Here is a 23,290-nt window from a genome sequence, read left to right as displayed (position 1 = left end):
CACCCCCGAGCACATGTTCAACAGAACCAAGACCAAGAAGGGCCGCCGTTCACCGATGGCGACCGTCTCGCTCATCGTCGTCGGCCTCATGACCACCGGCGGTGCGTACGCGCTCTTCAGCTCCACGGCCAACGCCGACGACAGCACGAGCACCGTCGCGGCGACCAGCCAGTCGAAGGTGAACGAGGGCCAGAAGCTCTTCGCCTCGAACTGCGCGACCTGCCACGGCCTCTCCGCCCAGGGCACGAGCGAGGGTCCGTCCCTCATCGGTGTCGGCGCCGCCTCGGTCGACTTCCAGGTCGGCACCGGCCGCATGCCGATGGCCGCCCAGGGTCCGCAGGCCGAAGAGAAGCCCGCGCAGTTCACGGACGAGCAGGTCGACGCCCTCGCCGAGTACGTCGCCTCGCTGGGCCCCGGCCCGGCCGTCCCGTCCACCGAGCTCACCAACGGTGAGGACGGCGACGCGGCCGAGGGTGCCGAGCTCTTCCGCATCAACTGCGCCATGTGTCACAACGTGGCCGGCGCCGGCGGTGCCCTGACCGAGGGCAAGTACGCACCGAACCTGTCGACGGTCTCCGGCAAGCACATCTACGAGGCGATGCAGACCGGCCCGCAGAACATGCCGGTCTTCAACGACCTGAACCTCACGCCGGAGCAGAAGGCCGACATCATCACGTACCTCAAGTACGTGCAGGACAACAAGTCGCCCGGCGGGTTCGCACTCGGCTCCCTGGGCCCGGTGGCCGAGGGTCTGTTCATCTGGATCTTCGGACTCGGCGCGGTCGTCGCGATGACCGTCTGGCTGACCGCGAAGTCCAACTGATCGTCCGTGTCGAACGACACTGAAGGGAACACCATGGCAGAGCACGACGACGAGACGCTGAACTCGTCCTCGGCTGTCGAGAAGCACGGCACGACCACCTCCCCCGGGATCGCGGTGCTGCCCACCGACCCGTTCGAGAACCCGGGTGAGCCGCCGCACCGCGCGCGCCGCACCGACGTCGACCCGAAGAAGCAGCGCCTGGCCGAGCGTCAGGTCGCGACCTTCTTCTACCTCTCGATCGTCGGCAGCGTCCTCTCGATCGCGGCCTACGTCGCGTTCCCGATCGACTCGAACGACTTCGGGACGGTCCGCACCGCGAACCTCTTCCTCGGCCTCTCGATCGCCCTCGCGCTCATCGCGCTGGGCCTCGGCGCGGTCTACTGGTCGAAGTCGCTCGTCGTCGACCGCGAGATCACCGAGCTCCGCCACGGCACCCGCGGCACGGACGCGACGCGCGCCAAGGCCGTCGAGGCCTTCCAGCTGGCCGACAAGGAGTCCGGCTTCAGCCGTCGCAAGCTGATCCGCAACTCGATGATCGGTGCGCTGGCCGCGTTCCCGCTGCCGGGCATCGTCCTGGTCCGCGACCTCGCTCCGGCCGAGGACCCGAACGAGCTCCTGCGCCACACCTTCTGGAAGCAGGGCCTGCGCCTGACGAAGGACCCGACGGGTCTGCCGATCAAGGCCTCGGACGTGACCATCGGTTCGGTGTTCCACGTCATCCCGGACGGCATGCTCGACTCCGAGCACATGCTGGAGGAGAAGGCCAAGGCCTCCGTCCTCCTCATGCGTCTCGACCCGAAGGACCTCAACCCGTCCAAGGGCCACGAGAACTGGGGCTACGACGGCATCGTCGCGTACTCCAAGATCTGCACCCACGTCGGATGCCCGGTCGCGCTCTACGAGCAGCAGACGCACCACCTGCTGTGCCCGTGCCACCAGTCCACCTTCGATGTCTCGAACAACTGCGAGGTCATCTTCGGTCCGGCCGCACGCCCCCTCCCCCAACTTCCGATCGCGATCGACGACGACGGCTACCTGGTTGCCCAGAGCGACTTCCACGAGCCGGTCGGACCGTCCTTCTGGGAGCGTGAACGCTGATGACCAGCACCCCCACCACCACGGCACCGAGCAGCACGGCCAACAAGCCGGCTCCGGAGCGCGGATCCCGCATCATCGGCGGGGTCTCGAACTACATCGACGAGCGCACCAGCATCTCGGGGCTCGTCAAGGAAGTCGGCCGGAAGATCTTCCCGGACCACTGGAGCTTCATGCTCGGCGAGGTGGCGCTGTACAGCTTCGTCGTCGTCCTGCTCTCCGGTACGTTCCTGACGTTCTTCTTCCAGGCCTCCATGGCCGAGGTCGTCTACAACGGCACGTACGTCCCGCTCAAGGGCGTCGAGATGTCGACGGCGCTCCAGTCCACGCTGGACATCTCGTTCGACATCCGCGGTGGGCTCTTCGTCCGCCAGGTCCACCACTGGGCAGCCCTGCTGTTCGTGGCGTCGATCATGCTGCACATGGCCCGCGTGTTCTTCACCGGTGCCTTCCGCAAGCCGCGTGAGCTCAACTGGGTCTTCGGTTTCCTGCTCTGGGTCCTCGCCATGGGTGAGGGCTTCACCGGCTACTCGCTCCCCGACGACTTGCTCTCCGGAAACGGTCTGCGGATCATCGTCGGCATGATCGAGGGTGTCCCGGTGATCGGCGTCTGGATCGCCTACCTGCTCTTCGGTGGCGAGTTCCCGGGCACCGACATCGTCGGCCGCCTGTACACGCTGCACATCCTGCTGCTGCCGGCGATCCTCGTCGCGGTGCTCGGTGTCCACCTCGTGCTCGTCGTGATCAACAAGCACACCCAGTTCGCCGGCCCGGGCAAGACCAACGACAACGTCGTCGGTGTCCCGATCCTCCCGGCGTTCGCCGCCAAGGCCGGCGGGTTCTTCTTCATCGTCGCGGGCATCATCGCCCTCATCGCGTCGATGTTCACGATCAACCCGATCTGGAACTACGGCCCGTACGACCCCTCGCCGGTCTCCGCCGGTACCCAGCCCGACTGGTACATCGGCTTCGCCGACGGCGCACTGCGTCTGGTGCCGCCGCACTGGGAGGTCGTGTGGTTCGGCTACACGGTGTCGTTCAACATCCTGGCGCCCATCGCGGTCCTGGTGCTGCTCATCCTCGCGATCCTGCTGTACCCGTTCCTCGAGTCGTGGATCACCGGCGACAAGCGCGAGCACCACATCCTGGACCGTCCGCGCAACGCCCCGACCCGCACGGCGATCGGTGCCGCCGGCATCACGCTCTACGCCAGCCTCTGGGCTGCGGCGTCGTCGGACATCATCGCGACCCACTTCCTGGTGTCGATCGAACACGTGATCCACGTGATCCAGGCAACGACGGTCCTCGGCCCGTTCGTCGCCTTCTGGATCACGAAGCGCGTGTGCCTCGCACTCCAGAAGAAGGACCGCGAGATCGTCCTGCACGGCTACGAGTCCGGTCGCATCGTCCGACTCCCCCACGGTGAGTACATCGAGGTGCACGAGCAGCTCGACGAGTACGAGCGCTGGAAGCTGCTGCAGTTCAACGAGTACAAGCCGCTCATGATCCGCCCGAACGCCAAGGGGCAGATCACCGTGGTCCAGAAGGCCCGTGCGAGCGTCTCCCGCTTCTTCTTCGAAGACCGCATCGAGCCGGTCTCGAAGGCCGAGCTCGAGGCAGCGCACGCCGCCCACCACGGCCCGGACCTCGAGGGCAGCCACCAGGCCCCGCAGGTCGAGGAAAAGCACTAAGCACGACGACAGGAACCCCCGCCACCACGTGGCGGGGGTTTCTTCGTGCGATGGGCGAAACGCCGCCCCCAGTTCACGGCTGGTTCACCGACACGTGCTGGACTCATCCAGGACGGTGTGGCAACGTGTTGCACCACGCATCCGCCAACGGAATGAGACCCCGATGGACAGCCGGACGGCCGAACACCCCAGGCCGAACCACTTCCTCCTCCACCTCAGCGACACCCACCTCGTCTCCGGCGACGGTGATCTGTACGGCGGGGTCGACTCCGCCGCACGGCTCACCGAGATCGTCGCGGACATCGAAGCATCAGGCACCCGGCCCGAAGCGATCGTCGTCACCGGCGACGTGGCCGACAAGGGCGAACCGGGTGCCTACGCCCGCGTCCGCGAGATCGTCGAGCCGGCTGCCCGCCGGATCGGTGCCCAGGTCATCTGGGCGATGGGCAACCACGACGAGCGCGGCGCGTTCCGTCAGGAGCTCTTCGGGTTGCACCCCACCGACCGTCCGGTCGACTTCGTCTACGACGTCAACGGTCTGCGGGTGATCACCCTCGACACGAGCGTCCCGGGCCACCACCACGGCGAGGTCTCCCCCGAGCAGCTCGACTGGCTGGCCGAGGTCCTGTCCGAGGCTGCGCCGCACGGCACCATCCTGGCGATGCACCACCCGCCCGTGCCGAGCGTGCAGGACCTGACCGTCCTCGTCGAGCTCCGCGACCAGCAGGCCCTGGCCGAGGTGCTGGAGGGCAGTGACGTCCTGTCCATCATCGCCGGCCACCTGCACTACTCGACCAGCGCGGTCTTCGCGGGCATCCCCGTGTCGGTCGCCAGTGCCACGTGCTACACGCAGGACCTCACCGAGTTCCAGGGCGGTACGCGTGGGCGGGACGGCGCGCAGTCGTTCAACCTGGTGCACGTCTACGGCCACAACGTCGTGCACTCGGTCGTCCCGATCGGGCACTACTCCACGGTCGGCGAACCCGTTTCGGCCGTCGAGACCGAGGCCCGACTCGCAGCGCACGGGGTCACGATCCCGCCCGCGGTCGAGCCGGCTCCGGTGACCTCGAGCATCCCGGTCTTCACGCTCGACTCGGTGCCGGTCTCCCCCGTCCACCGGTAGGTCGCCGCACTTCGTGTGCAGCAATGGTCGGGTCCGCACTGCGGACCCGACCATTTGTGCTCACCATGTGCGGTGGGCGTGCGCGCGGGGCGGACGGGAGGCGCGTGGCGGGGCCGCTACGGGCCTCCCGTCCGGCCGGTGGTCACGACCCACCGCGAGACGTGTGTCGAGCGGTCAGCTCGCGTCGTCTGACGGGGCGGGCGCCGACAGGCCGCGACCGGTCGGCGGTCGGCGACGGGGCGGGGCGGGGCGGACGGGAGGCGCGTGGCGGGGTCGCCACGGGCCTCCCGTCCGGCCGGTGGTCATGACCCACCGCGAGATGTGTGTCGAGTGGTCAGCTTGCGTCGTCTGACGGGGCGGGCGCCGACAGGCCGTGACCGGTCGGCGGACGGCGGTCGGCGCCGAGCCCGGAGCGCGTGGCTGGGCTTCGGCGCCGGGCTCGCAGGCTCGCCCGGAGCGCGTCGCTGGGCTTCGGCGCCGGGCTCGCAGGCTCGCCCGGAGCGCGTCGCTGGGTTTCGGCGCCGGGCTCGCAGGCTCGCCCGGAGCGCCCCGGCAGGACGCTCGCGCGTCCTAAGCGCCGGGGCGCTCCCACGGCGCGGGGAAGGGGAAGTAGCGCTCGAGGAAGTCGGTCACGCGCTGCGTCCGCTCCTCGTCGCTGACCTCCGGGAAACTGCCGTCGTTCAGGCAGAAGAAGTCCGCGTTCCGCTTCTTGAGCAACTCGTCGAGCGATCGCAGCCCGGACTGCATCGTGGTGTCGATGTAGCGGACGTCGGCGTTCTCCTGCGTGATCGCCCGACCCGTGAGCAACGAGTAGTAGTGGTAGAGCGAGTTGGTGACCGAGATGTTCTCGGCAGCACGGAAGCGCGACGCCGCCGTGGCACGGAACTCGTCGGCGAACTCGTGCTCCATCTCCGTCATGATCGACGACCGGAGCGGGGTGGGCGCGTGCTCGAGGTGCCGGGTGGTGACCGCGCCGAACCGCTGCTGCAACAGGCGACGGTTGACCCGAGCAGAGTTCTCGAACCCGCTGCGCGCGGCGTTGTTCACGCCGAGGCCGATGCGGGTGGTGGCGAGGATGAACTTCGACACCGACCCCGGGCTGAAGAACACCGAGGGGTCGACGGTGCGGCCGAAGAACATGTCGTCGTTCGAGTAGATGAAGTGCTCGCTGATGCCCGGTATGTGGTGCAGCTGCGACTCGACGGCCTGCGAGTTGTGCGTCGGCAGCACGGACGGGTCGGCGAAGAACTCCTCGCTGCGCACGATGCGGACCTTGGGGTGGTCAGCGAGCCAGTGCGGAGCGGGTGAGTCGGTGGCGATGTAGATCTGGCGGATCCACGGTGCGAACGTGTGCACCGAGCGGAGTGCGTACTTGAGCTCGTCGATCTGGCGGAACCGTGCGGGGGCGTCGTCGCCCTCGCCCAGGACGGCCGTCGCCTGCGCTGCCTGGCGGGCGCGCTGGTACTCGATGGCGTTGCCGTCGACCCACGAGAAGACGATGTCGATCGGGAACCGGATGTCGGAGACGTGGTCGTCGAACATGTGCTCGACGGTGCGCCAGGTGCGGCCGTAGCGCTCGATGTCGACGAGCACGAACTCGTCGACCGGCAGGCTGCGGCGCATCAGCGCGTTCTCGACGGGCGCGAGCACCTCGGTGTCGGTGAGTCGCCAGAACTCGAGCTGCACGCTCGTCTCGGCGCCGTAGCGCAGACGACCGAGGGGCTCCAGGCGCGGGCGGAACACACGCAGTACCGGCTCGTCGACCGGCCCGAGGCCGTCGTCCTGCACGAGCACGGCCGGTTCGCCCGGCGGCTTCGCGTAGAACGGTTCGTTGACGGCGGCGGCCATGACGGCGCTCTCGGCACGCTGCCGGTCGCGCTCGTCGATCGCGATGACCGGACGCTCGTCGTTGCCGCGGATGAGCAGGTGGTCGACGTCGGCCTCGGTCAGCGCGTCGTCCAGGAACAGAAGGTCCTCGATCATCGACTGCTGCGGCGTCAGGTGACCGTTGAGCAGCGTCAGGCGCCCCTTGCGGACGACGACGTCGGGCCGGTCGAGACCGCCGGAGGACGGTCGAGGGGTCAGCAGAGGACTCTCGGTCACCGGCTCGGTCTCGTCGTTCATCCATGCCCTTCGGGTCGTGCTGCCGGGTCCTGTACCCGACCCTGCGATCCTACCGTCCGCCCGCCCGGTCGGTTCCGCAGGCGGTCAGCGGAGCCGGTCAGGAGGCCCGGGGTGCGTCCGCCTCGCGCGGCACCTTGACGGCGATGCCCACCACGATGAACAGGGCGGCAGCCAGGATCTGCAACGCGGCCCACACCTGGCCGGGGATCGGCACCGTGACCAGGGGGTTCCAGCAGACGGCGACGGCGGCCATCAGCACGGCGGCCCACCACGTCTTCCCCCGCACCGCGAAGACGAGCACGATGAGGGACAGCACCGTGATGCCCCAGCGGGCGAAGACGAAGCCGGACGAGTCGATGATCGCCACGCAGGCGAGCAGGACGATCGCGGCGATGAGCGACGGCGCGAGTGCCGGCCGGGTGAACCCCGGGGTGGCACGGGTGTTCGTCGTCCCCGCGGTCGGTCGGACCGGTGCGGCGGGCACGCCGTTCTGCGACGACCCCACCGGGGGTCGTCCCTTGCGGGTAGCCATCAGGCGGGGGCCTCGTCGAGGTCGATGGCCGTGAAGGACCGGGACATCGGCGGGAGACCCCGCACACGCTCGAGCGCGGGGACCAGCTCGCCGAGGTAGGCCCGGTAGCCCTCGTCGGTGAGGTGCAGGCCGTCGTCGGTGAAGCGGTCGTCGAGGTGGTCGCCGTCGGCCAGCGCGGGCCAGGCGTCGAGGTACTGCGCGTGGCAGGTCGCGACGAACTGCCGCAGGTGCCGGTTCGCCTCCTCGATCTTCGCCGTGTACTCGGCCTGGCGGGGCAGGACGGAGACGAGCAGCAGGCGGACACCGGGCAGCTCGCGCCGCAGGGTGACGAGGATCGTCTCGACGTTGCGGACGACGTGTTCGGCGCTCGCCCGGTGGTTGCCGAAGTCGTTCGTGCCGATCAGCAGCACGATCACCTCGGGCTGTTCGGCGACGACCGCGTCGAGCCGTGCGAGCACGCCGTCCGTCGTGTCACCGCTGATGCCCTGGTTCAGGGTCTGCTCGTCGGGGAGCCAGCTGTCCCACGACCCCTGGGCCGTGATGCTGTCCCCCAGGAACAGGACGGGACTGCGTTCCTCGGTCATGCTGCCTCCTCGTTCGCCGGTTCCGGACTCCCATTGTGCTGGGTCCGGTTGCGCTGCGTCGACTCGGTGTTGTCCGACTCGCGCTCGGCGGCCGCGGTGATGCGCTCGACCATGCCGGGGAAGATGATCCCGTGGAAGGGCAGGATCCCGTACCAGTACAGCCGGCCGGGCAGGCCCTGCGGGAAGTAGATCGCCCGCTGGTGGTAGTCGCTGCCGCCCTCGGGGTTCGGGGTCACGGTCATCTCGAGCCAGGCGCGCCCGGGTGACTTGAACTCGGCGCGGAGCCGCAGGTAGTGCCCGCGCTCGAGGCGTTCCACGCGCCACCAGTCGAGGGCGTCGCCCTGCTCGAGTCGGTCCTGGTCACGACGACCACGGCTGAGCCCGACGCCGCCGGCGACCTTGTCCATCCAGCCGCGGGCGACCCAGGCCAGCGGGAACGAGTACCAGCCGTTCTCGCCGCCGATCGACTCGACGACGCGCCAGACGTCCTCCGCCGAGGCGGTCGAGTGCCGCTTCCGGTCGTCGACGTAGACGGTGTGGCCGGCCCAGTCCGGGTCGGTCGGCATCGGGTCGGCCGAGGCGCTCGACAGGGTGGCGCTCCGCCAGCTCGTCTGCACCTCGCCGGAGCGCATCTTGTTCAGTGCGAGTCGGACCGCTCGGCGGTACGACGTGAGCCCGCCCTCGGGCTGCGGGACGACGTCGTCGATGTCGTGCTCGCGCTGGACGCACTCGAACTGCAGCGACTCGATGATCGGCGTCGCGAGCTTGCGCGGGATCGGCGTGACGGCGTTGAACCAGTGTGCGGCGAGGCGCGGGGTGAGCACCGGCAGGACCGTGATCGGGCGCTGCCGCAGCTTCGCCTCGACCGCGTAGCCGTTGAGCATCTGCCCGTAGCGCAGGACGTCCGGTCCGCCGATGTCGAAGGTGCGGTTGACGTCGGCGGGGACGTCGAGCGCCGCGACCAGGTAGTACAGGACGTCGCGCACGGCGATCGGCTGGATGCGGTTGCGCACCCAGCGCGGAGCCGGCATCCACGGCAGGACGTCGGTCACGTGCCGGATCATCTCGAACGAGGTGCTGCCGGAACCGATGACGACGCCGGCCTGGTAGGCGATGGTCGGCACGCCGGAGTGGAGGAGGATCTCCCCCACCTCCTTCCGGCTGCGCAGGTGCTTCGACAGGTCGCCGTCGGGGTGCAGGCCGCCCAGGTAGACGAACCGGCTGACACCGGCACGCTTCGCCTCGTGCGCCATCGTCTCGGCCGCCTGCCGTTCCGCGGACTCGAAGTCGCCGTCGGCACCCATCGCGTGGGCGAGGTAGTACACGGCCTCGACGCCGTCGACCGCGGCGCGGACCGCGTCGGCGTCCTGCAGGTCTCCTTCGGCGACGTCGACGTCGCTGCTCCACGGGACGTCCTGGAGCTTCCGGGGGTTGCGCACGAACACGCGCACGGAGTGTCCGGCTTCGAGGAGACGGGGGACGAGACGACCGCCGATGTACCCGGTGGCGCCGGTGACGAGGACCTGCATGCCCGGAACGCTACGCGGCACGCCTGACGGGTAGGCTTGCCGGGTGGACAACGCAGCCTTCCCCGTCACCGCCGATGCCGTCCGCGGCCTCATCGACCACGCGATCCTGAAGCCCGAGCTCACCCGCTCGGACGTCGACGCCCAGCTCGACGAAGCCGCCGCGTACCGGGTCTTCAGCGTGTGCGTCCGGCCCAGCGACGTCGCCTACGCCGTCGGGCGTCTCCAGGGCACCGGCGTCGGCGTCGGGACGGTCATCGGCTTCCCGCACGGCACCACGTCCACCGCGGCCAAGGTCGCCGAGTCGCTGCAGGCCCTGGCCGACGGTGCCTTCGAGCTCGACATGGTGCAGAACATCGGCGCCGCGAAGTCCGGCGACTGGGAGCGCGTCGAGCAGGACGTCCGCGCCGTCGTCGACGCCGCCGGGTCCACCGTCGTCAAGGTGATCCTCGAGACCGCGTTCCTGACCGATGACGAGATCGTCGCAGCCTCGCGTGCCGCGCAGTCCGCCGGTGCCGCGTTCGTGAAGACCTCCACCGGGTTCGCCGGCGGCGGGGCGACGACCGAGCACATCGCGCTGATGCGCCGCACGGTCGGTGCCGACACGGGCGTGAAGGCCTCGGGCGGTGTCCGCGGGCTCGACACCCTGCTCGAGATGGTGGACGCCGGGGCGAACCGCATCGGCACGAGTGCGTCCGCGCGCATCCTCGACGAGGTCGCGCACCGCGTCGAGACCGGGGCTGCGTCGTCGCAGGGCGACGACACCAGCTCCTACTGACCCACCGCGACACGACCTGATCCACCGCACGACGACCTGACCCGACCGACCCACCACCTGCCAGGCCGGGGCGCACCGGACGCGACGCCGCGTCCGGGAGTCGCCCCGGGCCTCCAGACCGCCGCATCGGAGCGCGCATGTCCAGCACCGCACCCCAGTCCCCCGCCCTCGCACTCGCCGTCGACCTCGGCGGCACCAAGGTCGAGGCCGCCCTCGTCACCGACCAGGGCGTCGTCCTGCCGGGCACGCGCTTCCGCAGCCCCACCGGGCCGCAGCGCACGTCCGACGAGCTGCAGGCCGCCGTCGACGAGGTCGTGACGAGCGCGCTGGCCACGGTCCCCACCGACGCGACCCTGGTCGGCGTCGGGGTCGGCTCGGCCGGCCCCGTCGACGAGGAGCACGGCCTGGTCTCCCCGCTCAACATGCCGGTGTGGCGCGGCCACCCGCTGCGCGATCGCATCGCCGCGCTCGTGCCCGAGGGCGTGCCGGTCACGCTGCGCATGGACGGCCTGGCGATCACGCTGGCCGAGCACTGGGTCGGTGCGGCCCAGGGGTACGACCACGTCATGGGCATGATCGTGTCGACGGGCGTCGGCGGTGGGCTCATCCTGCACGGCCGCACCGTCAGCGGCCCGACGGGCAACGCCGGGCACATCGGGCACGTGGAGTGCGGCGGCTACGACGATCCGTGCGCCTGCGGCGGCACCGGCTGCCTCGAGGCGATCGCCAGCGGCCCGAAGACCGTCGCCTGGGCGCAGCGCCAGGGGTTCGACGGGTCCACCGGCGAAGAACTGTCGGCGGCGTACGCGGCCGGCGACGAGATCGCGGTCGCCGCGGTCAAGCGCAGCGGACGGGCGCTCGGGCAGGCGATCGCAGCGGCGACGAGCCTCGTCGACCTCGAGGTCGTGGCGGTCGGCGGCGGGTTCTCCCACGTCACGCCGGACCTGTTCGAGTACGCACGCGAAGCGGTGGCGGAGCGCGTCGAGTTCGGGTTCGTGACGAAGGTGCGCATCGTGCCGACGGCGCTGTCGCAGGACGGCCCGCTCATCGGCGCCGCGGCACTCGTGCACCGCGCCGACGTCCTGCGCTGAGCGCGAGCGGCCCGCGCCGTGGAAGTGACCGGCGACGGCCTGGAGGCGCGGTGCGGGCCCGCACGGGCCTCCAGGCCGGTCCGCGGCTTGTCCACAGGCATGTCGGTCGCGTGCGCAGGTCGGGCAGGATGTGCGGGTGCCCCGCCCGCGACTTCTGACCAGTGACGACTGGCCGGAGCCCGAGCTGCGTGCGGCGGTCCTCGCCGGCGAGCTCGTCCCAGTCGGACCGTGCTGGGCCTCCCCTGCCGAGCCGCAGACGCCGTCGTTGCGTGCCGCCGCTGCCGCCTGGGTCCTGCTGGATGGGCGGCTGATCGCCTGCACCCTGACGGCCGCGTGGATCTGGGGTGCGGCGTCCAGACTGCCGGCGCCGCTCGAGGCCTGCATCCCGCCGCAGGTCCGCGTGCACGTCGGGCCGGACGTGCGCCTGCGGGAGGTCCGGATCCAGGCTGACGACAGCGCCGTCCTCGGAGGGCTGCGGGTCACGATGCCGGCGCGGACCGCGGTCGACCTGCTCCGGATGCCGGGCCTCTCGGCCGGCGCGTTCGGGGAGGCCGAGGCGACGGCCGTGCACGGGCTGCTGGCGATCGGGGCGGTCACCGCGGCCGAACTGCAGGTGCGGCTGACCGCCCTCGGGACGATCCCGATGGTGCGGCAGGCCGAGCGGCGGTTGCGGGGGCTGCAGGACGCCGCTGGGGGCGCTGGGGGCGCTGTCCGGTAGTGCGTCGCGGGTGCGAGCGGTCACAACACCCCGCTCGCGTCCGCCGAGTGGTCGCGAACTGTCGGTCGGCGGGGCCGCAGCCGACGGTTTGTGACCGGTCGACGGGGCCCGCGCGACGAGTCACGACCGGCGGATGGTCGGGCGTCGGCCGGACGTCGGGCGGGAGGCGCGGGGCGGGGGCGCCACGGGCCTCCCGTCCGGAGCGTGCGAGCGGTCACTACACCCCGCTCGCGTCCGCCGAGTGGTCGCGAACTGTCGGTCGGCGGGGCCGCAGCCGACGGTTTGTGACCGGTCGACGGGGCCCGCGCGACGTGTCGCGACCGACGGATGGTCGTGCCACGCGGGGCACTGCCGCGGCGGTGGCCGTGCTCAGCCGGCGCTGACGCGGTAGACGTCGTAGACGGCGTCGATGCGTCGGACCGCGTTCAGCACCCGGTCGAGGTGGATGGTGTCACCCATCTCGAACACGAACCGACTGAGCGCCAACCGGTCGGACGAGGTCGAGACCGTCGCCGACAGGATGTTGACGTGGTGGTCGGTGAGCACCCGGGTGACGTCGCTGAGCAGCCCCGACCGATCGAGCGCCTCGATCTGGATCTGCACGAGGAACACCGACTTCGACGACGGGGCCCACTCGACCTCGATCATCCGGTCGGGCTCGTTCATCAGGGACTTGACGTTCGTGCACGACGACTGGTGCACCGAGACACCCTGCCCGCGGGTGATGAACCCCACGATCTGGTCGCCCGGCACCGGCGTGCAGCACTTCGCGAGCTTCACCAGGATGTCCGGCGCACCGCGCACCAACACGCCGCTGTCGCTCGTGCGCAGCTGACGGCTCGTGACCTGGCGCGGGAACGTGAGCTCCGGCTCGTCGGTCTCGGTGTCGCTCTGGACGCTGCCCAGGACCTTCTCGATGACCGACTGCGTCGAGACGTGCCCCTCGCCGACCGCGGCGTACAGGGCCGAGACGTCGTCGTACCGCATCGACGAGGCGACCTCGGCGATGGTGTCCTGGCTCATGATCCGCTGGAGCGGCAGGTTCTGCTTGCGCACGGCGCGGGCGATGGCGTCGCGGCCCTGCTCGATCGCCTCTTCGCGGCGCTCCTTGGTGAACCACTGCTTGATCTTGTTGCGCGCCCGCGGGCTCTTGACGAACTTCAGCCAGTCCTGCGACGGACCGGAGTCGGGGTTCTTCGACGTGAAGATCTCGACGACGTCGCCGCTCGACAGCGAACTCTCGAGCGGGACGAGGCGACCGTTGACCTTGGCGCCCATGGTGCGGTGCCCGACCTCGGTGTGCACGGCGTACGCGAAGTCCACCGGGGTGGCGCCGGCGGGCAGGCCGATGACCTTGCCCTGCGGCGTGAAGACGTAGGTCTCCTTCGCGCCGATCTCGTAGCGGAGCGAGTCGAGGAACTCCCCCGGGTCGCTCGTCTCGGCCTGCCAGTCGGTGATGTGCGCGAGCCACGCCATGTCCTGGTCGTCGGTGGTCGACGAGGTCCCGACGTCGCGGCCGGCGGCACGCTGCTTGTACTTCCAGTGCGCGGCGACACCGAACTCGGCGCGCTGGTGCATCTCGTGCGTGCGGATCTGGATCTCGACCGGGCGCCCCTGCGGCCCGAGCACGCTGGTGTGCAGCGACTGGTACAGGTTGAACTTCGGCGTCGCGATGTAGTCCTTGAACCGGCCGGGCAGCGGCGTCCACCGCGCGTGCACCGAACCGAGCATGGCGTAGCAGTCGCGCACCGTCGGCACGAGCACCCGGATGCCGACGAGGTCGTAGATCTCGTCGAACTCGCGACCCCGAACGATCATCTTCTGGTAGATCGAGTAGTACTGCTTCGGCCGCCCCATGACCTCGCCGCGGACCTTCGCGGCCTTCAGGTCCTTCTTGAGCGTGCCGATGACGTTCTGGACGAACTGCTCGCGCTTCGGCTGGCGTTCCTTGACCAGGCTGTCGATCTCGACGTAGAGCTTCGGGTGCAGGACCGCGAACGACAGGTCCTCGAGCTCGAGCTTGATCATCTGGATGCCGAGCCGGTGCGCGAGGGGCGCGTAGATCTCGAGCGTCTCCTTCGCCTTGCGGGTGGCGGAGGTGGACTCGACGAAGCCCCAGGTGCGGGCGTTGTGCAGCCGGTCGGCGAGCTTGATGACCAGCACGCGGATGTCCTTCGACATCGCGATGACCATCTTGCGGACCGTCTCGGCCTGGGCGCTGTCGCCGTACTTGACCTTGTCGAGCTTCGTGACGCCGTCGACGAGCATGGCGATCTCGTCGCCGAAGTCGACCTGCAGCTGGTCGAGCTGGTAGTCGGTGTCCTCGACCGTGTCGTGGAGCAGCGCGGCGGCGATCGTGATCGGCCCGATGCCCAGGTCGGCCAGGATCTGGGCGACCGCGACGGGGTGTGTGATGTACGGCTCGCCGGACTTGCGCTTCTGACCGTCGTGCGCGCGCTCGGCGACGGAGTACGCGCGCTCGATGAGCGTGACGTCGGCCTTGGGATGGTGCGAGCGCACCGTGCGGATCAGGGTGTCCACGGCACCGGCCGGCTGGGCGCGGGAGAACAGGCGCGGCAGCAGCGACCGGAGGGAACCGAGGTTGCCCGTCGTGTTCGGTCCGAGGGGGCTGGTCGGCCGCTGGGCGGAGCCGGGACGGCTCGGCGCGGACGGCTCTTCGCGGGTGTCCGTCATGATGCGCCTCCCAGGACTCGGTCCGAGAGCTCGATCCGAGCTCGATCCGCCAACACTACGCGTGTCCGGTCAGTGCTCGTGACCCGGTTCGCCCTGGGCGTCGCGGACCACCGGTGCGCCGGACTGCTCCCAGGCGACCATGCCGCCGGTCAGGTTGACCGCGGAGACACCGGACTGTTCGAGTGCCGCGACCACCCGGGCCGAACGAGCACCCGAGTGGCAGACGATGATCGCCGGTTCGTCGCCGCCGTCGATCTCCTGCCAGCGGTTCACCAGCTCGGACATCGGGACGAGCGTGGCCTCGGGAGCGTGGACCGCGTCCCACTCCCCCTGCTCACGGACGTCGAACAGCCGCGACCCCGACTCGAGCCGACGACGCGCCTCGGCGACGTCGACCTCGGTGATCTCGATCGGCATCAGGCGGTCGCCTTCGCGTCGGCGTCGGCGTCGACCTCGCGCTGGCGCTTCTCGGCCGCCTGGATCTTCTTGGCGTCGGCCTGCTTGATCTTCGGCTCGTTCTCGCGCAGCTGGGCGTACATCGGCGACGCGATGAAGATCGTCGAGTAGGTACCGACGATGATGCCGATGAACAGTGCGAGCGAGATGTCGCGGAGCGTGCCGGCACCGAGCACGTACGACCCGATGAACAGGATCGCCGCGACCGGCAGCAGCGCCACGACCGAGGTGTTGATCGAGCGGACGAGCGTCTGGTTCACCGCGAGGTTCACCGACTGCTTGAACGTGCGGATCGACTCCTGCGCGGTGTTCTCACGCACCTTGTCGAAGACCACCACGGTGTCGTAGAGCGAGTACCCGAGGATCGTCAGGAACCCGATCACCGCCGCGGGCGTGACCTCGAGCCCGACGATGCCGTAGACACCGGCCGTGATCAACAGGTCGTGCAGCAGCGCGGCCATCGCGGAGAGCGACATCTTCCAGGTACGGAAGTACAGCGTCATGAACACGGCGGCCAGGGCGAGGAAGATCACCAGACCGCGGATCGCCTGGGCGAGCACGTCGGCACCCCACGTGGCACCGATGAACGTCGCCGCGACCTGGCTCTCCGGCACGTTGTACGCCTCGGCCAGGGCGTCCTGCACCTCGGTCGTCTGACGGTCGGTGAGCTGGCCGGTCTGCACGCGGATGCCGTGCGTTCCGAGCTGGGAGACGCGCGGGATCTCGTCCGAGACGACCCGCTCGACGGTGTCCGTCGCGATGCTCTGGTCGGTGTTCTCGACGTCCGACAGGGTGAACTCGGAACCACCGGTGAACTCGATGCCGAGCTGGTACCCGCCGCGCAGCCACGGGGTGGCGAGCGAGATCACGATCATGATGAGCGCGATGAGGTACCAGGTCTTGCGTCGTCCGATGATGTCGTACGACCGCTTCCCCGTGTAGAGGTCGCTGCCGAACTGGCTGAAGCTGGCCATCAGTCGTCCTTCCCGTCCGGCGTCGAGCCGTTGTCGCCGGAGGCCTGCTGGGCCTTCCGCTCCGCGATCGTCTGTCGGCGCTGCGCCTCACCGGCACTGCGCTGGCGCTTGCCGTCCACCACGGGGGCGCGGAACTGCGCACGCCCCTTGTAGACCGCACCGAGCGCCGCTGGGTCGAGCCCGCTGAACTTGTGCCCCTCGCCGAAGAACCGGGTGCGGGAGATGAGCTGCATCATCGGGTGGGTGAAGAGCGCGACCACCACGATGTCGATCAGCGTCGTGAGGAGCAGCGTGAACGCGAAGCCCTTCACGTCGGCGACCGCGAGCACGTACAGGGTGACGGCGGCGAGGAAGTTCACCGCGTCGGACGCGAGGATCGTGCGGAGTGCACGCTTCCAGCCGGACTCGACCGCACTCTCGAGTGCACGACCGTCGCGGAGTTCGTCACGGATGCGTTCGAAGTAGACGATGAACGAGTCCGCCGTGATGCCGATCGCGACGATCAGACCCGCCACACCCGCCAAGGACAGGCGGTAGTCGACGCGCCAGGACATGATCGCGATGACCAGGTAGGTCAGGACGGCGGCCACTCCGAGCGAGAGCACCGTGACGAACGCGAGCGCCCGGTACTGGATGACGGAGTAGATGATCACCAGGCCGAGGCCGATCAGGCCCGCGACGAGACCGCCGATGAGCTGCGCCGTGCCGAGCGTCGCCGAGATGTTCTCGTTCGACTGCACCTGGAAGTTGATCGGCAGTGCACCGTACTTGAGCTGGTCGGCGAGCGTCTTCGACGACTCGGCCGTGAACGAGCCGGTGATCTGCGCCTTGCCGTTGGTGATGGCGGAGTTCGTGGACGGGGCCGTGATGACCGAGCCGTCCAGCACGATCGCGAACTGGTTCTGCGGTGCCTGCAGCGAGACGAGGCGGTTCGTGACGGTGCGGAAGTCCTTCGTGCCCTGGCCGTCGAAGGTCAGGTTGACGGCCCACTGGCCCGTCGACGTGCCCTGCGAGTCGGTGGCCAGACCCGAGGTGGCGTTGCTGATGTTCGCACCGGAGACCTCGACCGGGCCGAGGATGTACTTCGACGCACCGTCGGCGTCACACGTGACGAGGGGCTCGTCGTCCGGAGCCGAGGTGACGTCGTCCGGAGCCGCGCAGTTGTAGTTGGTGTACAGGTCCTGCAGCGCCGGGGTGATCCAGTTGACGTCGCTGGCGTTCGTCGGCTTCGCGCTCGGCGTCGCCGCGAGCGATGCGGGCGGCGAGTACGGCGTCGGCGAGGCGGTGGACTTCCCGTCGTCACCGACGGCGGAGTTCGTCGCGGCCTCGGTGAAGAGCACGGGGCGGAACGTCAGCTTCGCCGCTGCCTCGATGCGGTCGATCGTGGCCTTGTCGGGCCGACCGGGGATCGACACGACGATGTTGTTCGCACCCTGCGTGTTGATCTCGGTCTCGGAGACGCCGGTGGCGTTGATGCGCTGGCGGATGATCTCCACCGCCTGCTGCAGCTGCTGCGAGGTGACCGAGTCGCCCTCGGTGTTCTGCGCCGCGAGGGTCAGCTGCGTGCCGCCCTGCAGGTCGAGTGCGAGCTCCGGTACCCAGCTCGCGCCCTGGTACCACTTGTCCGTGTCGTCCTTCGAGCTGCCGGCGAGGATCGTCGCGGCGGTGTTCAGGCCGGCGAGGATCGCCATCAGGATCACCAACCAGGTGAGCGAGCGCAGCGCCTTCTTGACGGGTGTCGATCGTGCCACCGGTCGTCTCGTCTTTCTGTTCAGGACCGTCGGCGCTCAGGCACGACGGCAGAGGGAAGCCGCCGGGTCAGACGACCCGGCGGCCGAGGGCGTCAGTCGTCGGACTTGCGCTTCGAGTCGGTCTCGTCGAGGCGGTCGTTGTCGACCCGCTCGCCGTAGACCGGCTCCCCGTTGAGTTCGGCGACGGGCTTGGCCTCGTCCTCCGGCGTCGCGGTGGTCTCGATGTCGGAGGCGCTGTCGTCGACGACGCGCGACAGGGTCTGGCGGTGCACGGTGACGACGGTGCCGGGGGCGATCTCGACGTCGGCGGTGACCTTCTCGTCGTCGACGGAGAGGAACGTGCCGTACAGGCCGAAGGACAGCATCACGCGAGCACCCGGCACCATCTTGGTGGCGAGCTCGCCCTGCTGCTTCTTGCGCTTGCGGCTGTTGTAGAACATGAAGGCCGCGAACGCCACGACGATGACGATGAGGATGACTTCTTGACCCATGATGCAGTTGCCTTCTCTGGTTGCTCGGTTTCGGGCCGTAGCAGTCTAGGGCACGCCACTGTGCGTGGCATGTCACCCGACCGATCGGCCGCTAGTCGGTGGTGTCGGTGTCGTCGAACAGGCCCGGGAGCGGCCCGACGCCCTGCCCTGGGGTGAGGCCCAGGTGCCGCCACGCGACCGGGGTCGCGATGCGGCCGCGCGGGGTGCGCGTGACCAGACCGACCCGGACGAGGAAGGGTTCGACGACCGACTCGATGGTCTCGGACTCTTCTCCGACCGAGACCGCGAGGGTGTTCAGCCCCACCGGTCCGCCGTCGAAGCGGGTCAGCATGATCTCGACCACGGCGCGGTCGAGGCGGTCGAGCCCGAGCTCGTCGACGTCGTACAGGTCGAGTGCACCCTGGACGGCCGCCATGCCGTCGGTGGTGCGGTGCACGAGGGCGTAGTCGCGGACCCGGCGGAGCAGCCGGTTCGCGATGCGCGGGGTGCCGCGGGAACGCCCGGCGATCTCCCGCAGCGCCGATCGGTCGATGTCGAGCTCGAGCAGGTGCGCGGCGCGGATCAGGACCTGTTCGAGTTCGTCCTTCTCGTAGAACTCGAGGTGCGCCGTGAAGCCGAAGCGGTCGCGGAGGGGGTTCGGCAGCAGGCCGGCGCGGGTGGTGGCACCGACCAGGGTGAACGGCGCGAGGTCGAGCGGGATGCTCGTCGCGCCGGCGCCCTTGCCCACCATGACGTCGATCCGGAAGTCCTCCATCGCCAGGTAGAGCATCTCTTCCGCCGAGCGCGCCATCCGGTGGATCTCGTCGATGAACAGGACCTCGCCCGGCACGAGCGACGACAGGACGGCAGCCAGGTCACCTGCGTGCTGGATCGCCGGACCGCTCGACATTCGCAACGGACGGCCGGTCTCGTGCGCGACGATCATCGCGAGCGTGGTCTTGCCGAGGCCGGGAGGACCCGCCATCAGGATGTGGTCCGGGGTGCGGTCCTGCATGCCCGCCGCCTTGAGCAGCAGGTCGAGCTGGCCACGCACCTTCCGCTGGCCGACGAACTCGTCGAGCGACCGCGGCCGGAGTGCACCTTCGAACGCGAGTTCTTCCTGCGACTCGGCTCCGGCTGACGTGATGCCGCTCATCGACCGGCACCGGCGGGCCGGAGCGCACCGAGCGCGGCGCGGAGCAGCGCCTGCGTGCCCATGGCCGCGGCCCCTGGCTCGTTCGCGACGGTCTCGTCGACGGCGGTCTGTGCTGCGTCCTCCCGCCAGCCGAGGCCGATCAGTGCGGAGACGACGTCGGTCGCGGCCGGGTGGGCAGCGGTGCCCCGACCGGCGGTGACGACGGCGGCCTGCTCGAACGCGGCGAGCTTGCCGGTGAGCGCGAGGATGATGAGCTTCGCGGTCTTAGGGCCGATGCCGGAGACCTTGCGGAAGGCGCCGTCGTCGTCCTTCGCGACGGCGTTCGCGACCTGCGACGGGTCCATGTGGGCAAGGACGCCCATCGCGGACTTCGGCCCGACGCCCGTGACGCTGCGCAGCAGGTCGAACACCTGGAGGGCGTCGGTCGACTCGAAGCCGAAGAGCAGGTGCTCGTCTTCGCGCACGATCATCGCGGTGCGCACGAACACCTCGGACCCGTGGCGCATCGTCAGCGCGTGGGCCGGGGTCACGGTGACGGCGTACCCGACTCCCCCGGCCTCGATCACCACGCCGGAACCGGCGATGTCGATGCAGGTACCCCGGAGACTCGCGATCATGCCCCGAGCCTACGGCCGCCCACCGACGCGGCCGACGAGCCACGCGGTCGGGCCGCGGCAGCGGCCGCACGGGCGAGCGGGGAGTCGACGGTGCCGCCCTGTGCGTCGCGCCACGCGCGTTGTGCCGGGGTGAGGTTCGTGGCACGTTCGCCGGCGACGTCCGGTGATCCGAGCCTCCAGGCATGGCACACGGCCAGCGCGAGCGCATCGGCGGCGTCGGCCGGCTTCGGGGCCTCGGCGAGACCGAGCACGCGCGCGATCATGGTCTGCACCTGGCGCTTGTCGGCGTTGCCGTAGCCGGTGACGGCCGCCTTGACCTCGGACGGCGTGTGCAGGCCGACGGGCAGCCCGCGGGCCGCCGCGGCGTGCAGCGCGAGCCCGGCCGCCTGGGCGGTGCCCATCACGGTGCGGACGTTCGCCTGCGCGAACACACGCTCGACGGCGACCGCGTCCGGGTGGTGCTCGTCGATCTCGGCGGCGATGCCGTCGGCGATGCGGAGCAGCCGCTGTTCGAGCGGCATGTCCGCCGGGGTGCGCACGACCGTCACGTGGACGAGCCGTGCGCGCCGGTTCGGTGCGACCTCGACGACGCCGACGCCGCACCGGGTGAGCCCGGGGTCCACCCCGAGCACACGGAGCACGGCTACTCGCCCTCGTCCTCGTCGAGCTCGGCCTGGACGTCCGCCGGCACGTCGAAGTTGGCGTAGACGTTCTGCACGTCGTCGCTGTCCTCGAGCGCGTCGATCAGGCGGAAGACCTTGCGGGCGGTCTCGGCGTCGACCGGCACCTTGAGGCCGGGGACGAACTCGGCGTCGGCCGAGTCGTAGTCGATGCCGGCGTCCTGCAGCGCGGTGCGGGCTGCGACGAGGTCGCTCGCCTCGGTGATGATCTCGAAGCCGCCGCCCTGGTCGATGACGTCCTCGACACCGGCGTCGAGCACGGCGGTCATGACGGTGTCCTCGTCGAGGCCGTCGGTCTTCGTGACCGAGATGACGCCCTTGCGCGAGAAGTTGTAGGCGACGCTGCCCGGGTCGGCCATGGTGCCACCGTTGCGGGACATCGCCGTCCGGACCTCGGCCGCTGCGCGGTTCTTGTTGTCGGTGAGGCACTCGATCAGCATCGCGACGCCGTTCGGGGCGTAGCCCTCGTACATGATCGTCGTGTACTCGATCGACTCACCGGTCAGGCCGGCACCGCGCTTGACGGCGCGGTCGATGTTGTCGTTCGGGACCGAGGTCTTCTTGGCCTTCTGGATCGCGTCGACCAGCGTCGGGTTGCCCGACAGGTCGGCGCCGCCCATCTTCGCGGCGACCTCGATGTTCTTGATGAGCTTGGCGAAGGACTTGGCACGACGGCCGTCGATGACGGCCTTCTTGTGCTTGGTCGTCGCCCACTTGGAATGCCCGGACACGGTTCTCCTTGCGTCTTGCGGAAAGTCGGGGTCAGTTTACCCAGCCGGGAGGCCCGGCGCCGCCCCGCCCCGCCGGTGCGGGCACGCAGGCGGCCGGGCCCAGGGCCCTCGGGCGGTCGTGCCCAGAGCCCGGGGGCCGCGTCAGGCGCTGCGCACCATGGCGAGGAAGCGGCGGTGGAAGCGGTCCTCGCCGGCGACCTCGGGGTGGAACGCACTGGCGAGGACGTTGCCCTGCTGCACCGCGACGACCTGCCCGTCCGCCAGCGCACCGAGGACCTGGACGCCGGGGCCGTGCTGCTCGACCACCGGGGCTCGGATGAAGACCGCGTGCACGGGGGCGTCACCAAGCTCGGGCATCGGGACGTCGACCTCGAACGAGTCGTTCTGGCTGCCGAACGCGTTCCGACGAACCGTGGTGTCGAGCACGTCGAGGGTCTGCTGGCCGCTGATGCCGTCGGTGATCCGCGACGACAGCATGATCATGCCGGCGCACGTGCCGTACGTCGGCAGGCCGTCGCGGATGGCAGCTGCGAGGGGCTCGGCGACGCCGAACGACCGGGACAGCTTGTCCATCACGCTCGACTCGCCGCCGGGGATCACGATGCCGTCGAGCGCCGCGATCTCCTCGGGTCGACGGAGCGGCACCACGTCGGCGCCGAGCTCCGTCAACGAGGCGATGTGCTCGCGGAAGTCACCCTGCAGCGCCAGGACCCCGATGCGGGGCCGGGCACTGCTCGTCGTGCTACCAGCCACGCTCGGCGAGGCGGTGCGGCGCGGGGACGTCGGCGACGTTGATGCCGACCATCGCCTCGCCCAGACCACGCGAGACCTCGGCGATGACCTTGGGGTCGTCGTGGAAGGTGACGGCCTTGACGATCGCCGCGGCACGCTTCGCCGGGTCGCCGGACTTGAAGATGCCGGAGCCGACGAACACGCCGTCCGCGCCGAGCTGCATCATCATCGCGGCGTCGGCCGGGGTGGCGACGCCACCGGCGGTGAAGAGCACGACGGGGAGCTTGCCGGTGCGGGCGACCTCGCGCACGATCTCGAACGGCGCCTGCAGTTCCTTGGCGGCGACGTAGAGCTCGTCTTCCTTGAGGTGGCGCAGCGCCGCGATCTCCTTGTTGATCGTGCGGATGTGCTTCGTGGCCTCGGACACGTCACCCGTGCCGGCCTCGCCCTTGGAACGGATCATCGCAGCGCCCTCGGTGATGCGACGGAGCGCCTCGCCCAGCTCGGTGGCACCGCAGACGAACGGCGTGGTGAAGTTCCACTTGTCGATGTGGTTGACGTAGTCGGCGGGCGAGAGCACCTCGGACTCGTCGATGTAGTCGACGCCGAGCTCCTGCAGGATCTGCGCCTCGACGAAGTGGCCGATGCGGGCCTTCGCCATGACGGGGATCGACACGGCGGCGATGATCTCCTCGATCATCGACGGGTCGGACATGCGGGCCACGCCGCCCTGTGCGCGGATGTCGGCGGGGACACGCTCGAGGGCCATGACCGCGGTGGCGCCGGCTTCTTCCGCGATGCGGGCCTGCTCGGCGTCGACGACGTCCATGATGACGCCGCCCTTGAGCATCTCGGCGAGGCCGCGCTTGACGCGGTCGGAGCCGGTGATCGAGGTGCCAGGGGTGCCGGAGGTGCTGGTGCTGTCGCTCATGATGCCGATCAGT

General features: G+C 69.9%; 22 protein-coding genes. 7 read left to right on the top strand and 15 right to left on the bottom strand.

Going from position 1 to position 23,290, the window contains the following annotated elements; translation table 11 throughout:
• Positions 1–13: 13 nt before the first annotated feature.
• The 4 genes from HQQ88_RS02825 (at position 14) to HQQ88_RS02810 (ending at position 4,732) form a co-directional block, all read left to right on the top strand.
• The gene (locus tag HQQ88_RS02825) at positions 14–823 is read left to right on the top strand and encodes a cytochrome c (protein WP_123294420.1); all 810 of its coding nucleotides are present in this window, start codon (positions 14–16) and stop codon (positions 821–823) included.
• Between the two features lie 33 nt (positions 824–856).
• On the top strand, positions 857–1,921 hold the full coding sequence (locus tag HQQ88_RS02820) for a ubiquinol-cytochrome c reductase iron-sulfur subunit (protein WP_111084029.1): 1,065 nt from the start codon (positions 857–859) through the stop codon (positions 1,919–1,921).
• Positions 1,921–3,609 carry a ubiquinol-cytochrome c reductase cytochrome b subunit gene (locus HQQ88_RS02815; protein ID WP_123339633.1) on the top strand — a complete coding sequence of 563 codons (1,689 nt, stop codon included), beginning with the start codon at positions 1,921–1,923 and terminating at the stop codon, positions 3,607–3,609. The genes HQQ88_RS02820 and HQQ88_RS02815 overlap by 1 nt, the downstream gene beginning before the upstream one ends.
• Positions 3,610–3,772: 163 nt before the next feature.
• Positions 3,773–4,732 carry a phosphodiesterase gene (locus HQQ88_RS02810; protein WP_123938020.1) on the top strand — a complete coding sequence of 320 codons (960 nt, stop codon included), beginning with the start codon at positions 3,773–3,775 and terminating at the stop codon, positions 4,730–4,732.
• Between the two features lie 570 nt (positions 4,733–5,302).
• Here HQQ88_RS02810 and HQQ88_RS02805 read toward each other — a convergent pair.
• The 4 genes from HQQ88_RS02805 to HQQ88_RS02790 all read right to left on the bottom strand — a co-directional run bounded on the left by HQQ88_RS02805 (position 5,303) and on the right by HQQ88_RS02790 (position 9,501).
• Positions 5,303–6,856: a stealth conserved region 3 domain-containing protein gene (locus HQQ88_RS02805; protein WP_123294423.1), complete on the bottom strand. Its 1,554-nt coding sequence runs from the start codon at positions 6,854–6,856 to the stop codon at positions 5,303–5,305.
• A gap of 97 nt (positions 6,857–6,953) precedes the next feature.
• A complete protein-coding gene (locus tag HQQ88_RS02800; RefSeq protein WP_173168577.1) occupies positions 6,954–7,388 on the bottom strand; it encodes a DUF6804 family protein in 435 nt (144 codons plus the stop codon).
• Entirely contained in the window at positions 7,388–7,972 is a 585-nt protein-coding gene (locus HQQ88_RS02795) for a GDSL-type esterase/lipase family protein (RefSeq protein ID WP_123294424.1), read from the bottom strand. The genes HQQ88_RS02800 and HQQ88_RS02795 overlap by 1 nt, the downstream gene beginning before the upstream one ends.
• Entirely contained in the window at positions 7,969–9,501 is a 1,533-nt protein-coding gene (locus HQQ88_RS02790) for an SDR family oxidoreductase (RefSeq protein ID WP_123294425.1), read from the bottom strand. Before HQQ88_RS02790 ends, HQQ88_RS02795 begins: the two co-directional genes overlap by 4 nt.
• Before the next feature lie 43 nt (positions 9,502–9,544).
• Between HQQ88_RS02790 and deoC the strand changes: the two genes are divergently transcribed.
• The 3 genes from deoC to HQQ88_RS02775 all read left to right on the top strand — a co-directional run bounded on the left by deoC (position 9,545) and on the right by HQQ88_RS02775 (position 12,085).
• Positions 9,545–10,276, top strand: a complete 732-nt coding sequence (gene deoC, locus HQQ88_RS02785) for a deoxyribose-phosphate aldolase (RefSeq protein WP_123294426.1) — start codon at positions 9,545–9,547, stop codon at positions 10,274–10,276.
• 137 nt (positions 10,277–10,413) lie between these two features.
• Positions 10,414–11,367 carry an ROK family protein gene (locus tag HQQ88_RS02780; protein WP_173168576.1) on the top strand — a complete coding sequence of 318 codons (954 nt, stop codon included), beginning with the start codon at positions 10,414–10,416 and terminating at the stop codon, positions 11,365–11,367.
• A 136-nt stretch (positions 11,368–11,503) separates the two neighbouring features.
• The gene (locus HQQ88_RS02775) at positions 11,504–12,085 is read left to right on the top strand and encodes a type IV toxin-antitoxin system AbiEi family antitoxin (protein ID WP_173168575.1); all 582 of its coding nucleotides are present in this window, start codon (positions 11,504–11,506) and stop codon (positions 12,083–12,085) included.
• Positions 12,086–12,454: 369 nt separating this feature from the next.
• Here HQQ88_RS02775 and HQQ88_RS02770 read toward each other — a convergent pair whose 3' ends face one another.
• The 11 genes from HQQ88_RS02770 to pdxS form a co-directional block, all read right to left on the bottom strand.
• Entirely contained in the window at positions 12,455–14,779 is a 2,325-nt protein-coding gene (locus tag HQQ88_RS02770) for a bifunctional (p)ppGpp synthetase/guanosine-3',5'-bis(diphosphate) 3'-pyrophosphohydrolase (protein ID WP_228505676.1), read from the bottom strand.
• Positions 14,780–14,848: 69 nt separating this feature from the next.
• A complete protein-coding gene (locus tag HQQ88_RS02765) occupies positions 14,849–15,196 on the bottom strand; it encodes a rhodanese-like domain-containing protein (protein WP_173168574.1) in 348 nt (115 codons plus the stop codon).
• Positions 15,196–16,209: a protein translocase subunit SecF gene (gene secF, locus HQQ88_RS02760; RefSeq protein WP_173168573.1), complete on the bottom strand. Its 1,014-nt coding sequence runs from the start codon at positions 16,207–16,209 to the stop codon at positions 15,196–15,198. Before secF ends, HQQ88_RS02765 begins: the two co-directional genes overlap by 1 nt.
• Positions 16,209–17,960 (bottom strand): protein translocase subunit SecD, encoded by a 1,752-nt coding sequence (gene secD / locus HQQ88_RS02755; RefSeq protein WP_123292812.1) that lies wholly within the window; start codon positions 17,958–17,960, stop codon positions 16,209–16,211. The genes secF and secD overlap by 1 nt, the downstream gene beginning before the upstream one ends.
• A 92-nt stretch (positions 17,961–18,052) precedes the next feature.
• Positions 18,053–18,451 carry a preprotein translocase subunit YajC gene (gene yajC / locus HQQ88_RS02750; protein WP_173168572.1) on the bottom strand — a complete coding sequence of 133 codons (399 nt, stop codon included), beginning with the start codon at positions 18,449–18,451 and terminating at the stop codon, positions 18,053–18,055.
• A 91-nt stretch (positions 18,452–18,542) separates the two neighbouring features.
• A complete protein-coding gene (gene ruvB, locus HQQ88_RS02745) occupies positions 18,543–19,586 on the bottom strand; it encodes a Holliday junction branch migration DNA helicase RuvB (protein WP_111084041.1) in 1,044 nt (347 codons plus the stop codon).
• Positions 19,583–20,203: a Holliday junction branch migration protein RuvA gene (gene ruvA, locus HQQ88_RS02740; protein ID WP_111084042.1), complete on the bottom strand. Its 621-nt coding sequence runs from the start codon at positions 20,201–20,203 to the stop codon at positions 19,583–19,585. Before ruvA ends, ruvB begins: the two co-directional genes overlap by 4 nt.
• The gene (gene ruvC / locus HQQ88_RS02735; protein WP_111084043.1) at positions 20,200–20,844 is read right to left on the bottom strand and encodes a crossover junction endodeoxyribonuclease RuvC; all 645 of its coding nucleotides are present in this window, start codon (positions 20,842–20,844) and stop codon (positions 20,200–20,202) included. The genes ruvA and ruvC overlap by 4 nt, the downstream gene beginning before the upstream one ends.
• Positions 20,845–20,846: 2 nt before the next feature.
• Positions 20,847–21,614, bottom strand: coding sequence for a YebC/PmpR family DNA-binding transcriptional regulator (locus HQQ88_RS02730; RefSeq protein ID WP_111084044.1), 768 nt, complete (start codon positions 21,612–21,614; stop codon positions 20,847–20,849).
• A 141-nt stretch (positions 21,615–21,755) separates the two neighbouring features.
• Positions 21,756–22,367, bottom strand: coding sequence for a pyridoxal 5'-phosphate synthase glutaminase subunit PdxT (gene pdxT / locus HQQ88_RS02725; protein WP_173168571.1), 612 nt, complete (start codon positions 22,365–22,367; stop codon positions 21,756–21,758).
• Positions 22,357–23,277 carry a pyridoxal 5'-phosphate synthase lyase subunit PdxS gene (pdxS, locus tag HQQ88_RS02720; RefSeq protein WP_123292809.1) on the bottom strand — a complete coding sequence of 307 codons (921 nt, stop codon included), beginning with the start codon at positions 23,275–23,277 and terminating at the stop codon, positions 22,357–22,359. Before pdxS ends, pdxT begins: the two co-directional genes overlap by 11 nt.
• Between the last annotated feature and the right edge of the window lie 13 nt (positions 23,278–23,290).

The sequence above is a fragment of the Curtobacterium sp. VKM Ac-2861 genome, from assembly GCF_013204965.1.
Taxonomy (GTDB): Bacteria; Actinomycetota; Actinomycetes; order Actinomycetales; family Microbacteriaceae; genus Curtobacterium.
This window is presented reverse-complemented; position numbering and strand designations above follow the sequence as displayed.

Coding starts and splice junctions, on each gene's coding strand:
- HQQ88_RS02825 (WP_123294420.1), top strand. CDS start 14: ATGTTCAACAGAACCAAGACCAAGAAGGGCCGCCGTTCACCGATGGCG.
- HQQ88_RS02820 (WP_111084029.1), top strand. CDS start 857: ATGGCAGAGCACGACGACGAGACGCTGAACTCGTCCTCGGCTGTCGAG.
- HQQ88_RS02815 (WP_123339633.1), top strand. CDS start 1,921: ATGACCAGCACCCCCACCACCACGGCACCGAGCAGCACGGCCAACAAG.
- HQQ88_RS02810 (WP_123938020.1), top strand. CDS start 3,773: ATGGACAGCCGGACGGCCGAACACCCCAGGCCGAACCACTTCCTCCTC.
- HQQ88_RS02805 (WP_123294423.1), bottom strand. CDS start 6,856: ATGAACGACGAGACCGAGCCGGTGACCGAGAGTCCTCTGCTGACCCCT.
- HQQ88_RS02800 (WP_173168577.1), bottom strand. CDS start 7,388: ATGGCTACCCGCAAGGGACGACCCCCGGTGGGGTCGTCGCAGAACGGC.
- HQQ88_RS02795 (WP_123294424.1), bottom strand. CDS start 7,972: ATGACCGAGGAACGCAGTCCCGTCCTGTTCCTGGGGGACAGCATCACG.
- HQQ88_RS02790 (WP_123294425.1), bottom strand. CDS start 9,501: ATGCAGGTCCTCGTCACCGGCGCCACCGGGTACATCGGCGGTCGTCTC.
- HQQ88_RS02780 (WP_173168576.1), top strand. CDS start 10,414: ATGTCCAGCACCGCACCCCAGTCCCCCGCCCTCGCACTCGCCGTCGAC.
- HQQ88_RS02770 (WP_228505676.1), bottom strand. CDS start 14,779: ATGACGGACACCCGCGAAGAGCCGTCCGCGCCGAGCCGTCCCGGCTCC.
- HQQ88_RS02765 (WP_173168574.1), bottom strand. CDS start 15,196: ATGCCGATCGAGATCACCGAGGTCGACGTCGCCGAGGCGCGTCGTCGG.
- secF (WP_173168573.1), bottom strand. CDS start 16,209: ATGGCCAGCTTCAGCCAGTTCGGCAGCGACCTCTACACGGGGAAGCGG.
- yajC (WP_173168572.1), bottom strand. CDS start 18,451: ATGGGTCAAGAAGTCATCCTCATCGTCATCGTCGTGGCGTTCGCGGCC.
- ruvB (WP_111084041.1), bottom strand. CDS start 19,586: ATGAGCGGCATCACGTCAGCCGGAGCCGAGTCGCAGGAAGAACTCGCG.
- ruvA (WP_111084042.1), bottom strand. CDS start 20,203: ATGATCGCGAGTCTCCGGGGTACCTGCATCGACATCGCCGGTTCCGGC.
- pdxS (WP_123292809.1), bottom strand. CDS start 23,277: ATGAGCGACAGCACCAGCACCTCCGGCACCCCTGGCACCTCGATCACC.